The sequence below is a fragment of the Clostridium ganghwense genome (genome assembly GCF_026735165.1).
Classification (GTDB): Bacteria; Bacillota; Clostridia; order Clostridiales; family Clostridiaceae; genus Clostridium_H; species Clostridium_H ganghwense.
Genome location: NZ_JAPQES010000001.1, coordinates 811631 through 825576 on the forward strand (window position 1 = coordinate 811631; position 13946 = coordinate 825576).

Consider the following 13946-nt stretch of genomic DNA (forward strand, 5'->3'; position numbering starts at 1 on the left):
GTTTTATTATATACTTAATTATACTTAATTATATTTAAATTATTTTGATTTTAATGCTTTACAACTTTAGTGTAATAAAGTATAATGTTCTTATACCAAAACAAAACTTATAAAAATTCAATAATTAAAATTTATATTTTAATTCAGATTTAATATCAAAGGTTTAAATTTAACTAAGGGGGATTTCATTATGAAAAAAATAAGCAAATTAGCTACTTTAATATTAAGTTCTATCCTAATAATATCTCTTGCGGGGTGTGGAAATAGTAAAAGTTCTTCTAAAGATACTATTACTAAAGACGGTATTCCAAATAAAATAGTTGTAGGTTTAGATGACTCTTTTCCTCCAATGGGTTTTCGCTCAGATGAAGATAAAATAATCGGCTTTGACATTGATATGGCTAATGAAATGGCTAAAAGAATGGGTGTAGAAATAGAGTATATGCCTACTGAATGGAGTGGAGTAATTCCAGCTTTAAAAACTAAAAAATTTACTGTAATTATCTCTGCTATGAGTGTTACAGAAGAAAGAAAAAAAGAAATAGCATTTTCAAATCCTTATATTTTAGAAAAACAAGTTATAGTTGTAAAAAAAGATAATTTAACGATAAACTCTGCTGATGATCTTAAAGACAAAATCGTAGGTGTTCAACTTGGAAGTACAAGTGCAGAAGCTATATCACCTATAAGAAATACTATGAAGGAAGTTAAAGAATATGATAAAAACACAGACGCTCTTCAAGATTTAGCAATAGGAAGACTTGATGCCGTAGCAGTTGATGAACTAGTTGCAAGATATTATATAAAAGAACATAACGATAAATATAGAGTTGTTGAAAAAGAAATTTCAAAAGAACCTATAGCAATTGGATTTAGAAAAGAAGATACAGCTCTTCAAAACAAATTTAATGAAACTTTAAAAGCTATGCAAAAAGACGGTACTATGACTAAAATTTCAGAGAAATGGTTTGGAGAGGATATAACTAAAATGAATTAATGAAACAAAAATAAAGGGGTGCAGAAATATGGATGTTACTACATTAAAAAAAGCTTTTCCAATATTATTAAAGGGAAGTGTCACAACAATAGAATTAACATTAATGTCTATTGCATTTGGTACATTACTTGCATTTGTTATAAGCTTTTGCAAGATAAGTAAAATAAAATCTTTAAATAAATTTGGAGATTTGTATACTTGGCTATTTAGAGGTACTCCTCTTTTAATACAACTATTTGTAATTTACTATGGCCTTCCTCAAATTGGAATAAAATTCACCTCTTTTACAGCTGCTGTAATAGGATTAACTATAAATATTTCTGCATACATTACTGAAATAATTAGAGCTGCAATTCAATCTATAGATAAAGGTCAATGGGAGGCTTCTAAAGCTTTAGGAATGAATTACTGGCAAACAATGTTTTTAATTATAATTCCTCAAAGTATAAAAAGGATGCTTCCACCAATGTCTAATGAATTTATAGCATTGCTAAAAGATACTTCATTAGTTTCAGCCATCTCTATGGGTGATTTAATGAGAAAATCTCAATTAGTCTATACCGCTACTTATAAGCCATTGGAAGTATTTTTACTAGCTACAATACTTTATCTTATGATGACAACTGTATTTACAACTTCTTTCAAAGCACTTGAAAATAAGTTTGCTTTTGAATAAAAAACCATAAAATTTTATAATTTCTTAGTAACTAAAAAAACACTATCCCGGTGATAGTGTTTTTTTAGTATTATATAGGGCAAGACACGTCCTGGGGCTGGAGTGCCTTAATTAATAAAAAGGGGGCTATTCATTCTTTTTATTTTCCCTTACAAAAGCTATTATAGTAAATAAACCTATAAATTGCAAGAGATTTTGCAAAATTAATTGTAAATAAACTGTTATAATAATCTATATCCTTCATAATTCGTTCATATTTTTTCTCATTACATGCTTTATTTGGTTTCATGAACGTCTTTTAGACATAATAATTCTTCATCTGACAATTCTCTGTATTGTCCTAACTCTAAATTTTCATCTAAAGTTAAATTTCCCATCTTTACTCTTTTTAGATAAACAACTTCTTTATCTACCGCCTCAAACATTCTTTTTACTTGATGGAATTTTCCCTCTTGAACTGTAACATAAACCTCTGATCCATTTTTATCAGCATTTATAATTTCAAGTTTAGCTGGTAAACAATTATATCCATCATCAAGTACTATACCATTTTCAAAGGCTTTAATGTCCTCTTCATCTACTATCTTATTTATCTCTGCATAATATACTTTGTCTACGTGCCACTTAGGTGAAGTTAATCTATGATTCAGTTCTCCATCATTTGTTATTAGAAGTAGTCCTTCTGTATCTTTATCAAGCCTTCCTACTGGAAACGGCTTAAATACACTATCCTCATATTCTAATAAATCTATTACCGTTTCATCATAATTATCAAAAGTGGCTGAAACTACTCCATCAGGCTTGTTCATCATAATATAAATGTATTTTCTATAATTAATCTCTTCTCCAAAAACTTTTATAATACATTCTTCTGCTTTAACCTTTAATCCGTTATCTTTAACAACTTTTCCATCAACTTCTACTTCTCCACTTTTTATAAGAGCTTTAATTTCTTTTCTAGTACCATATCCTAGATTTGATAAAACTTTATCTAATCTTTCCATTGCTTTTCACTCCCTGCTTAGTTATTGTAAAAAGTAAGAGCAGCGGTTTATCACTGCCCCCCTTATTATAAACCTACAATTAGTTAAATAAAAGGAATTCTCTTCTTATTTATTCACTCTATTTTATAATTTATAGAATATATAATTGATTTTTGAAAGTTTTTAATCATTTTCTATATTGCACTACAAGTTTACATTTAAAAAAAGTACTCTTAAATATAAAATTTAAAAGTACTTTTTTCTAAATAAGACTTTTTCTTTCTTCTTCTGTCAGCTTTAAATCTGATAAAATATTATTATCTACAATATGTTTAAGTTGTTGTATATCTTTATTATCTACTAAGTCTTTTATTGATAATTTTTCCGTAACTTTAATATCAATCATACAATAATCCTCATAAGCCTTTTTATTATAATTACTTTTAGCAAGCGCTAGTATCTTATATATACCTTTAGTAAATGGTATAAAATCATAATAATTTTTTTTACTATATTTCTGTACTAAATTCCATTCACTCTTTTCCATTAAATAAAACTCATAAACTACATCTTTTCCCCCATTACTTTCTGCTGTGATTTCTATAGGTTCATTTGGGGAAAAACTAAATCTATCACATTTAATTGTAGTATTAGTTACTGGAGGTGCATCATTTACTACAATTGAAACTTCCTTTGAACTATCAAATTTTTTATCACTTTTTTTATTTTTAGCATATACTTTAACTATATATCTACCACTACATTTAGGAGTTAGTATATATCTTTTACTTTTTACATAATCTGTTTCTTCTACCTTATGACCATTTATTTGAAGCACATATTTTATTAATATTTCCTCTGTATCTTGAGTAATAACATCTAAAACCATCTGGTCTCCTATTAAATAATATTCTTTAGGCTCCATTAAAACATAATCAATGTTGGCAGGTATATATTTATATGCATCTATATGTTTTATTTCATGAACATCAAATACCTTGTCTGAATACTTATCCTTTACTCTAATTTCGATTTCAAATCTACCTTCAAGTTCTGGGGTAAACTTAACCCAATTACACTCTCCATAATCGATTCTTTCTTTTTCTACACTGTCTTTTCTTATAATAAAGCTATATAAAAGTGTTATTCCCCCTTCTGCTATAACTTTAATGTTAACACTTTCTTTTACTAATACACTTTCTTTTTTATCTAAAATTATCTCATCTATTTTTACAGGATCTCTAGGTATTTCGTCGATAGTAAACAGGATAGATTTACCATCTTCGTATTTACCTGTAAAAGAAACATCTTTTACAAACAAATTTATTTTATAATCTCCGGACTCCTTAGGCTCCCATATGTATTCACTAGATTTTATATATCCTGAATTTTCATTTTTAGGTCCCTCTATTAAATATCTATACCTAAGCTCTTTTCCTCCACTAGCAACAGCCTTAAATGTAATGCTTTTTTCCATAATTTGTGGGGAACTTAAATCACTTACAAAGCTTAGTATTTCTACTTTCTTATATGGTTTAACTTCATAATGCATAATTGCTCTATCGTCATACTGTTTAGGTGAATACATATCCTTTGCTAAACATAAAATCCTATATTTACCACTATTGTTTTCTTTATAACTTACAACCTTTTTAGTAGAATAATCTTGTATACACTTAGTTTGTCCATTAGAATTAATCTTAACAAATTTATATAATATCATTCTATTATCATCATATTGAGCACCGACCTCAAAAACTAATTCTTCATCTACTAATAGTTCCGAAGTTAAACATTTGAAAACATTTATTTCAAGTTTTTTCATTTCCACAACTTTATATTCAACTTTTCTTGCTTCTTGGAAATTTTCACGTGAGTCTAACAACTTACACTGAACTAATATCTCATGCTCTCCTGGATCTTTAACACTACATACAAAAGCATTTTCTTTAGAGTAATCTTTTGCTAGAATCCATTTTTCATTTTCCTTTATCATATATCTATAAAGAACAGAGCTTTGTTTAGTCTCTACTTTTAAATGAATTTTTTCTCCTACACAAAATTTTTTCTTATTTAAATGAATATCTTTAATTAATTCATTCTCATCCTTACTGAGCTTCCCTATTATATATTCATTTTTAGATACATAATCAAAAGATTTAGTACTATTCTCTTCTTTAGCTTGTACCATCAAAATGTAACTTCCTTCTATTTCTGGTTTCCATATTATGCTCTCATCTTCACTAAACTCTTTAAGAGTTTCCCATGCTCCATTAAATCCTACAATATACTTAAATAATAAATTTTCTTTAGGTTTATCTATAATATTTATTTTAATTTCAGAATTCTTTTCTTGTGGAGATTCTTTATTATAACCAATAATAATTTCATTCATATTTATCCTCTCCCGCCCCATAATATACCTTAATGATATATTAATTATACTATAATTCCATATATTGTAAAAGGTATATTTTTGCTATATTTTAAATATTATTTCTTAACTACCTCTTTTAACTTTGACTCTTTTTGTTTTAAAGTTTATAATAAAAATATTTATAACCATTTTTTTGCATTTCAGGAGGGTTCCTATGTATACTATCACTGCAAAGGTAATAGGTTTTCATAAAATACTAATTAGCACAAATAATTTGAAAAATTTCAATATGAATAAACTTATAATAAAAAATGGAGCTAATACTTTACATATAAATAATTATACTACAACTACTGAAAATTCCATTCTAGTATTTATTAAAGAAGAAATTAATATAAAATATTATTCTTTTGTTATTTATGATTGTATAAAGATAAAAGCTTTATATAAAGATTTATTTCTAACTTCTGAATTTAATGACAAATTTTATTATGATGGAAAATTAGGACTAATTTATACTAAAAAAACATCAACCTTTAAACTTTGGTCTCCAGCAGCATCTTCTGTTGATTTACTACTCTATAAAAATGGTGACCCTACAATTACTGAACCACCTCTTAAATTCAAAATGACAGAAAAAAACGGTCTATGGACCATAACTATAAACAAAAATTTAAAAAATTATTTTTATACCTATAAAGTAACTACCTATAACTATAACCAAGAAGCAATTGATCCTTATGCCACAGCAGTAGGTATAAATGGTTTAAGAGCAGCAATTATTGATTTAAAAGAAACTAATCCTCATAATTTTAAAAATGATTACACTCCAAAGACTAAACATAATACAGACGCCATAATATACGAGCTTAATATTCGAGATATATCTATGCATGAAAGCAGCGGAGTAATTCAAAAAGGCAAATTTTTAGCTCTTACAGAAGATAACACTTCATCAAAAAAAAACGTACTAACTTGTTTATCACATATAAAAGATCTTGGAGTAACCCATGTTCAACTTATGCCTTGTTTTGATTTCAGCAGCATAAGTATAGATGAAAAAAATGCTAAAGATTATAATTGGGGCTACGACCCTGAAAATTATAATGTACCTGAAGGTTCCTTTTCCCTAAACCCCTATGATCCTAAATGTAGAATATTAGAAATAAAAAAAATGATACAACATCTACATTCTGAAAATATTTGTGTAAATATGGATGTAGTATATAATCATATATTCCATAAAACTCAAAACAATTTTGAAAAAATATTTCCTGGATATTATTTCAGACTTGATAATTTTGGAGATTTTTCTAATGGAAGCGGTTGTGGTAATGATACTGCCTCTGAACATAAAATGATGAGAAAATTTATTCTAGATTCTGTTCTTTATTGGGCTGAAGAATATCATATTGATGGGTTTAGATTTGATCTTATGGGAATTCATGATGTAAATACTATGAATTCAATATATGATACTTTTAAAAACCTTAATAAAAATATCATGCTTTATGGCGAAGGTTGGAATCTAAATACTGCTCTAGATGATAGCTTAAGGGCAACTCAAAAAAACGCAAAAGAAATGCCTAATATAAGTTTCTTTAATGATATTATAAGAGACACTATAAAAGGAAATGTTTTTTCTAAATTAGATAAAGGTTTTGTAAGTGGTAAGCAAAATCTTGAAAATAAAATCAAAAGCTGTATAACTGGATGTACTATTTCTAACGCAACCTGCAACAGCATATATGTATCACCTGAACAATCTATTAATTATGTATCTTGCCATGATAATCACACTTTATGGGATAAATTTGAACTCAGTAATAATACTGATACACTAGAAGACAAGAAAAATATGGTTAAGCTTTCCAACGCTATAGTTTTAACCAGTCAAGGAATTCCTTTTTTACATTCTGGAGTTGAATTCTGCCGAACAAAATATTGCATCGAAAATAGTTTTAAATCACCAGATATCATAAATAGCTTAGATTATGATAGGAAGTTTGAATTTTTAGATGTATATGAATATTGTAAAGGATTAATTAAAATAAGAAAAAAACATCCAGCCTTTAGAATGTATTCAACAGAAGATATTAAGCTTCACTTAAACTTCATTCAAAATACACCTAAAAATACAGTAGCATTTTTACTTAAAGACAATGCTAACGGAGATTCATGGGAAAATATCTTAGTTATATATAATGCTAATAGATACTCCGTCACTCTAGAAGTTCCAAATATAACTTGGTATAAAGTTGTTAATAAATATCATGCTAATACTAAACCTATAGAAACAGTAACCTCTGATAAAATTGAAGTAGAAAGTCTATGTATGAATATGTTTTACTCAACCTAAAAAAGTACGAAGCACTTTTCAGTAGCCAATAACCAGTAACCAGTCGCTAGAAAAAAACTTTTTTAAAAAAATTAAAGAAATTAAATTAAGTAAAAATAAAAATAAAAGAAAGAGCAAGAATATATATTCTTGCTCTTTCTTTTATTTAAGTTTAGGTTTACTTCCTTCACTGGTTACTGGTTACTAGAATAAAATTACTTCACAATTTTATTCTAGTGTTTTTTAGTTCCTCTTTTAGTTATCCCATTTATTGCAACATAATAGTCCTTAGAAACTAGTTCTTTTTTTATAAATTTACCATTTTCATATATATCTCTATATACTTTTACTCTATATCCCGTATGGGGATTTTTTACAACTTCATGCTTACCTTCTAGTAAAGTTGGATCATCTATATACTTAATTGTAGGTTCTACTGTACTATAAAGTTCAGTAGTAATTTTATATGTTCTTTCTTTTAACTTTTTATTAGAGTATATATTAAAATAAACAGTTTTATTTTTAGTATATGCCTGTATATATACCGGATAATCAAAGGTATTCTTAAATTTTAGATCTATATTTCCCCAATCTACAGTTGCATCTAATCCTTTTGCAGCATAGTGTGATGGGAAAGTATGATGAACTCTTTCTGTAGTTTTTAGATTTGCTTGTAATACTGCATTATATAGTGCAGTAGAAACTTGACATATTCCTCCACCAAGTCCTGGTTCTACCTTTTGATTAATTATTACAGGTGCTTCTTGATATCCTCTTGCTTTAGTTCTTTCACCAACTACTTCATTAAAACTAAAAGTTTCTCCTGGCATCAATAATGTACCATCAATACTTTTAGTTGCTACAGCAATATTAGTAGATCTCCCCCATGAAGATGTAGAATAATTGCTTGAAATAGTTGCTATATTAGTATCTACTGCCTTTAATGCTTCTGTAGAAGTTTTAGAGTTTATAGTTTTAATAGGAGCATCAATGTTTATATCACCACTAGATTTATTATCTAATTGAGCCATAATATCTTTTTTCAGTTTATCTCCATCTAATTCAGCACCCGGATTGCCATCTATTACTACAAACTTACCATTATCCAATTTAATACTAGGTTCTTTAGGTCCTTTATTTATTTCTTTTTTCATAGATTCTATAGTATCATTTATTGGTTTCTCATTGTACGAAAATTTAAGATTATATTGTTTATTATCTGGTTTAGATATAAGTTTGTATTTAGATATAATATTTAAGTCTTTTCCATATGCATAAGCCTCATTAACAGTTTTAATAATATTATATTGAGCATTCAATCCCGAAAAATTTATAGTATAAGTCCTGTTTTCAGCTTTGATGTTTATCTTACTTTTAAGTGCTGGATTTCCATACTTGTCTCTTAAAAGCTTAATCGCTTCTTCCTTAGTTTTTCCTGTTAAATCAACATTTTCAACTTTAACATTAGGAAAAATTACATTATTCCATTTTTGAGTAGTAAAATATACATAACTTGCCATAACAGAAACTGCCAATATAACCGCCACTAAAATAAAATTTCTTATTTTTTTCGTATTTTTCTTCTTACTATTATTATTCTTTACTCTACTCATCCCATTTCTCCCTTCCTTCTTGTATATTATACTATAAAATATAAAATAATTACATATTATAATCCCTTTTAAGAGTTGGTTGTCCTTTAATAATATGTTAGAATTTTTGTAAAGGAGTGATATTATGCAAAATAAAGAAAATAAACTTAAATATTATTTAAAAAATATATTATCTATTCCAAGTCCTTCTGGATATACTGATAAAGTAACAGATTACATAAAAAAAGAACTTGATGCACTAAATATACCATACAAAACTACTAATAAAGGTGTCATAATAGTTACAGTTAAAGGGGGAAATAATACCAATCAGAGAACTTTTTCTGCCCATATTGATACTTTAGGTGCAATGGTTCGTGAAGTAAAATCTAATGGAACTTTATCAATAACTTTTGTTGGGGGATTTATGGGGAATGCTGTAGAAGGTGAGAACTGCATTATTTCAACATTAGATGATAAAACTTATACTGGAACTATACAAACTATAAAACCATCGGTTCACATTAGTGGAGATGAAGCTCGTGATTTAAAAAGAACCGCAGAAAATATGGAAGTTATCTTAGATGAAAAAGTATTTACAAAAGAAGATGTTGAAAAATTAGGAATAAATGTAGGAGACTTTATATGTTTCGATCCTAGAACCACTTTCACAGAAAAAGGATTCATAAAATCTAGACACCTTGATGATAAAGCTAGTGCAGCTATACTATTATATACAATAGAATATATAACTGCCAACAACATTAAATTACCTTATACAACAAATTTCTTTATTAGTAATTATGAAGAAGTTGGACATGGTGCATCTTCTACTATTCCAGAACAAACTACTGAATTTATTTCAGTTGATATGGGAGCACCTGGTCCTGGACAAAATTCTTCTGAATACAGTGTTTGTATTTGTGCAAAAGATTCTTCTGGCCCTTATGATTATAATTTAAGAAAAAAATTCATAAATTTATGTAAAGAAAATAAAATAGATTATAAAATAGATACTTATCCTCATTACGGTTCTGATGCTTCCGCTGCTCTTAGAGCTGGATGGGATGTTAGAACAGCTTTAATTGGTCCAGGGGTTTTTGCTTCTCATGCTTATGAAAGAACTCACATGGACTCAATGCTAGCAACACTAGAATTAATTTTGAAATACTGCGTGAGTAAATAAAAAGAAGTTTAGAGAGTAACCATTAGTATACTCTCTAAACTTCTTTTGTCTTAGCAACCACTTCTCTCTCTTTCCTAATTCTAGGTATAGTATATATAAACACATATATAATAGTAGAAAGTCCTATGCCCGCAATAACATCAAGCAGTGAATGTTGTTTAATAAACATTGTTGATAAGCATATTAGTATCATAGCAATAGTTGATAAAACCTTTATTTTTTTATTATTCTTAAATAAGGAACTATTAATCACAACAGCATTTACTCCTATAGAGTTAATTACATGAATACTAGGACAAACGTTTGTAGGTGGATCAATATAATAAATAGCTCCTACCATTTGAGTTAAAATATCATTTTGTTTTAAAACAGGTCTTAAATTTTGACCACTAGGTAATATGAAATATATTACATAACTTATTCCCATGCCTAAAAAAATAAATTTTACTAGATTTAAAAAATCACTTCTTGATTTTAATCCAAAATACACAAATCCTATCGCCATATAAATAAACCAAAATATATATGCTAAGATAAATATTTTTAAGAAAGGTATATAATCATCCAAACCACAGTGCATTATATATTGAGGTTTTAAAAATCTTTGACACAAAGAAAAGCAAATCAGTAATGGCACCAATATAAGTAAATATAAAAAATGTTTATGCTCATCAATAAATTTTTTTATAGTATTCATATCTTCCCCACCTCTTAAATATTTAACTATATACAATTATGTTCATTGAGTTTAATAAATAACCATATATTTTATGAAATAATTATAAAAAATGCTAGTTTATCCTTTACTAGCATTTTTTATTAGCTTTAAAAGATTTCTATACAATCTTTCATTATCTTCCTCTGTTCTTTTTTTAGGGTTAGAAGTTTTTCCACCACTTCTTCTGACCTTTGATGATATATGCCTTTCAAAAAGTAATCTGTCGATATTATCATTGCTGTATATATATCCTTTAGGACTTATTGCATAAGCTTTTTTACCCAATACCATAGCTGCTACCCCGTAGTCCTGTGTAACTACAATATCTCCCCTCGCTGTTTCATTTGCAACCTTCATATCCACACTTTGAAATCCACTATCTACTATTTTTACTATACTATAATTACTATTAATTACATGATTTATATCACTATACATTATAACTTCTATATTATTATTTTCTTTTGCTGCTTTTTCAATATACTCTCTTCCAGGACAAGCATCTGCATCTACTATTATTCTCATAATTATTTCCTCCTTACTATATTTAGTGTATCATAATTAATTTTTATTACACGTGAAAACTCATAAAATTTAAATTTTTTTCAAATTTATATAACTAATGAGATTTTTTAACGTATATATTAATGAAAACATTTTGTAATTTTTTCTATACAGTATAAATTATAGGGGGTATATATATGAACAAAGAAAAAATTTTTTCTCTTATTTTAACTGGTTGCTTAGTTTTAGGGACAACCTTCCCAGCTTTTGCCGTAGATGCAAAAAAAACCAATACAATAGCCACTAATAATCCTGTTTCAAAAGACAATAAAAATTTAAAATTCTCCAAAGAAGTTGCTCAAAAAAAAGCAAAAGAACTTTTACAAAAATATTTTGATATTAAAATTGATGATAAAGATTTTAAATGTAATTTAACTCTAAGTTCCTATAAACATAATAATTCTAGTTATTCTGTTTGGAATATATATTGGCACTGTGACTCTTATAATAAGGAAACTGTAATTGAAGCATCTTTAGATGCTAATACAGGTACTTTAATTTCAATGCACAAAAATGAATACAGTAAAGCTTCAAATGTTTCCATTCCTAAATTATCAATTGAAGAAGCTCAGAAAATTAGTGATAATGTTATAAAAAATACAAATCCATCAGAATATAAACTTTGTGAATTATCAAATAATAAGTGGTTTTCTAATAGAGTTAATTCATCTGATTATTCTTTCCATTATGTAAGAAATCTTTTTGGAGCTAAATATTATGATAATTATATAACTGTAACAGTTAATGGATTAACTGGGAAAATCAAATCTTATAATTTTAATTGGGATAAAAATATAAAAGTTCCTCCAATGCCTAAGATAGATTTAAGTAAAGTCTGCGAAGATAAATTTAAAAATGAAATGAATGTAAATTTAAAATATAATCTATTTAAAAATAAATACCAGTACGAAAATAAAGAAAATACTAAAAATATTAAATTAGTTTATGAACCCTCTTTAGAAAAAAGTAATTTTATAGATGCTACCACTGGAGAATTTATAAAGGATAGTTCTATAGATAATTATAATGTAGAAACCATAGAACTCAACCCAAAAGAAAAAACAACTCTATACAATAAATATAAGAATTTAGAAAATTATAAAAAGCCATTGGAAAAAGCTGAAGCATTAAAATTGATTAACATCAAAATAGCAGAACTTTATGGTAAAGGATACACCGTAAAAAATTTAGACTACAGAGAATATGACAACAGCACTAAAAGTAATGAAAATAAAACATGGACAGCTCATTTTACTAAAGAACTAGAATCAAAGAATGAAAAAACTAAAAATAAAGAACCTGAAACTAAAGAAGGTTATATTAGAATTAACGCTTTGAATGGTGAAATAGTTGCTGCAAATCTTTATTCTTATTTCGATTATAATGAAAAATTCACTCCTAAATTCACTTGGAAAGAAGGATATTATAAAGCAATTGACTTACTAGGTAAATATTATCCTAGTAGAGTTAAAAATATAGATTTAAAATTAACACATAGAGAAATTATTTATACAGAAAATGAAGAAAAAGAGCCTGAAAGATTTTACCGCTATCATTTCACAAGAAAAGTTAATAATATACCATATGACAATGATAGTATTTATATAGAATTCAACACTAAAACTGGAGAACTTTCTGAAATTAATTGTTCATGGGATGATAATATAACTTTCCAAAGTCCTAATAAAAAAATTAGCGTAAATAAAGCTAAGGAAACCTACTTTAATAAATATAAACCTGAATTAAGATTTATCTGGCAAAATACAAGTAAAGATCCTAAGAATCTAAAACGGGAATTAAAATTAGTATATGCTCTGGATAACAAAGATATATATGTAAATGCTTTTAATAGTAAATTACTAAATGACTATGATGGTGAAGAAATTAAATTTGATATATCTGAATTCCTAAATGAAATAAAAGGAAGTAAAGCAGAAAAAGAAATTAAAATTTTAGCATATAAAGGCTTAATTGATACCAAAGACTTTAAATTAAAAAAAGAAGTTAAAAATATGGATTTAATAAAAACCTTAGTAGATGCACTAGGTTATACTCCTTATTTAATTGAAATGAAAAATTCAACTGCTGACAAACTGGCAAATGACGAGTCAAATTCTAACAGCAATGAAAGCTTATTATCAAAAGAAGATTATTTAAAAATGGCTAAATATTATGGATTTATAGGAGAAGATGTGGAAAATTTTGATGCTGACAAAAAAGTTTCAAGAGAAACAATGTGCAAAGCTCTAATTAAATTTTTAAACTATGAGACTATAGCAGAGTGTAAAGATACCTTTGTATTAAACGCTAAAGACTCTCATGAGGTAAGTAAAGAAAACTTTGGGTATGTAGCTCTTGCAAAAGGATTAAATTTAATAGACTTAGAAAATAATAAAGTAAAACCAAAATCCACTGTAACTATGGAAGACTTGTCTCTTAGCCTGTTTAGGGCTCTTGAAAACAAAGAAAGAAGTTATGGTATAGTACCTATGTATAGATAGTATAAAAAATATTA

The 13946-nt window shown here is 27.0% G+C and carries 10 protein-coding genes; 5 read left to right on the forward strand and 5 right to left on the reverse strand.

The features are described 5' to 3' along the window. Positions 1-190: 190 nt before the first annotated feature. Together OXH55_RS03690 and OXH55_RS03695 are read left to right on the forward strand one after the other, a co-directional pair. Positions 191-997, forward strand: a complete 807-nt coding sequence (locus OXH55_RS03690) for an amino acid ABC transporter substrate-binding protein (RefSeq protein WP_268048096.1) — start codon at positions 191-193, stop codon at positions 995-997. Positions 998-1025: 28 nt separating this feature from the next. Further along, complete coding sequence (locus tag OXH55_RS03695) at positions 1026-1673, forward strand: amino acid ABC transporter permease (protein WP_268048097.1); 648 nt, start codon at positions 1026-1028, stop codon at positions 1671-1673. Positions 1674-1948: 275 nt separating this feature from the next. Here the strand turns inward: OXH55_RS03695 and OXH55_RS03700 are convergent, their stop codons facing one another. Together OXH55_RS03700 and OXH55_RS03705 are read right to left on the reverse strand one after the other, a co-directional pair. Further along, on the reverse strand, positions 1949-2677 hold the full coding sequence (locus OXH55_RS03700; RefSeq protein WP_268048098.1) for a pseudouridine synthase: 729 nt from the start codon (positions 2675-2677) through the stop codon (positions 1949-1951). 241 nt (positions 2678-2918) lie between these two features. Continuing rightward, positions 2919-5051, reverse strand: a complete 2133-nt coding sequence (locus OXH55_RS03705; RefSeq protein ID WP_268048099.1) for a triple tyrosine motif-containing protein — start codon at positions 5049-5051, stop codon at positions 2919-2921. 196 nt (positions 5052-5247) lie between these two features. On the opposite strand from OXH55_RS03705, the gene pulA reads away from it, so the two are divergent. Beyond that, a complete protein-coding gene (gene pulA, locus OXH55_RS03710; RefSeq protein ID WP_268048100.1) occupies positions 5248-7392 on the forward strand; it encodes a type I pullulanase in 2145 nt (714 codons plus the stop codon). A 212-nt stretch (positions 7393-7604) separates the two neighbouring features. Here pulA and OXH55_RS03715 read toward each other — a convergent pair whose 3' ends face one another. Beyond that, positions 7605-8984 (reverse strand): VanW family protein, encoded by a 1380-nt coding sequence (locus tag OXH55_RS03715; RefSeq protein ID WP_268048101.1) that lies wholly within the window; start codon positions 8982-8984, stop codon positions 7605-7607. A 124-nt stretch (positions 8985-9108) separates the two neighbouring features. Between OXH55_RS03715 and OXH55_RS03720 the strand changes: the two genes are divergently transcribed. After that, positions 9109-10149 carry a M42 family metallopeptidase gene (locus OXH55_RS03720; protein WP_268048102.1) on the forward strand — a complete coding sequence of 347 codons (1041 nt, stop codon included), beginning with the start codon at positions 9109-9111 and terminating at the stop codon, positions 10147-10149. A 34-nt stretch (positions 10150-10183) separates the two neighbouring features. On the opposite strand, the gene OXH55_RS03725 is transcribed toward OXH55_RS03720, so the two are convergent. Together OXH55_RS03725 and OXH55_RS03730 are read right to left on the reverse strand one after the other, a co-directional pair. After that, the gene (locus OXH55_RS03725; RefSeq protein WP_268048103.1) at positions 10184-10846 is read right to left on the reverse strand and encodes a phosphatase PAP2 family protein; all 663 of its coding nucleotides are present in this window, start codon (positions 10844-10846) and stop codon (positions 10184-10186) included. 99 nt (positions 10847-10945) lie between these two features. Beyond that, a complete protein-coding gene (locus OXH55_RS03730) occupies positions 10946-11392 on the reverse strand; it encodes a YaiI/YqxD family protein (RefSeq protein ID WP_268048104.1) in 447 nt (148 codons plus the stop codon). A gap of 176 nt (positions 11393-11568) precedes the next feature. Between OXH55_RS03730 and OXH55_RS03735 the strand changes: the two genes are divergently transcribed. Next, on the forward strand, positions 11569-13932 hold the full coding sequence (locus tag OXH55_RS03735) for a YcdB/YcdC domain-containing protein (RefSeq protein WP_268048105.1): 2364 nt from the start codon (positions 11569-11571) through the stop codon (positions 13930-13932). Positions 13933-13946 lie beyond the last annotated feature (14 nt).